Source organism: Kocuria subflava, from assembly GCF_012163155.1.
Lineage (GTDB): Bacteria > Actinomycetota > Actinomycetes > Actinomycetales > Micrococcaceae > Kocuria > Kocuria subflava.
In genome coordinates, this window is the sequence record NZ_JAAVUN010000132.1 from 1 (window position 1) to 681 (window position 681).

Annotated in this window: 1 protein-coding gene; it reads right to left on the minus strand. The window is 61.2% G+C overall.

Features of this window, described 5'->3' with window-relative positions:
- A partial coding sequence (locus GTW58_RS13370; RefSeq protein ID WP_483413990.1) for a Rossmann-fold NAD(P)-binding domain-containing protein occupies positions 1-493 on the minus strand: 493 nt, incomplete at its 3' end.
- Positions 494-681 lie beyond the last annotated feature (188 nt).

Sequence of the window (681 nt, forward strand, 5' to 3'; positions counted from 1 at the left end):
GGATGCGGATGGTGATCTTGCGGTGGTTCATGGGCTCACCGTTGCGCACCCGGCCGATGGACGATCCGCGGCCGGGCCCGTAGATCCCGGCCGGGCGGACGATGCTCAGGTTGGGGAACAGGTCCTTGGCAATGTGTTCAGCTTCCAGGAGGACCTGGGCGGTGGGCCTTTCGGGGCTGGGTACCGCGTCTTCCGTGAGGGTCTGTCCGTCCGGGTCACCGAGTACTGCGGTGCTCGAGACCAGGAGCACACGCTGCGGGTCACTGCCGCCTCTATCCAGGGCGCTGCGCAGGCCGTGAAGTGCGCCGATGTACGTACGGCGGTATTCATCGACCTCCCGGACCCCCGCCGTTAACGTGATGACGACGGCGTCCGCGGGCGGGAGTGCTTGATCCCCTGGTTCGGTGAGATCCATGGCGATAGGCGTCATGGATTGCGGGAGCTTGTCCGCGGAGCGGCGGATACCGGTGGCGGTCCAGCCCTTCCGGGCCATCCGGAGGCCAAGTTCTGTGCCGAGGTCGCCGCAGCCGGCGAGTAAAAGGTGATGGTGGGTCATGGCGTCCTGAAACAAGAATCTAGTGACGAGTAGCAGTCTTCAAAACTTTAAGAACCTCCAACGCCATTCGTCGATTCATTATGCATTGTCAATTGTAGATATTTTTCGATCTCATATTGATTTCT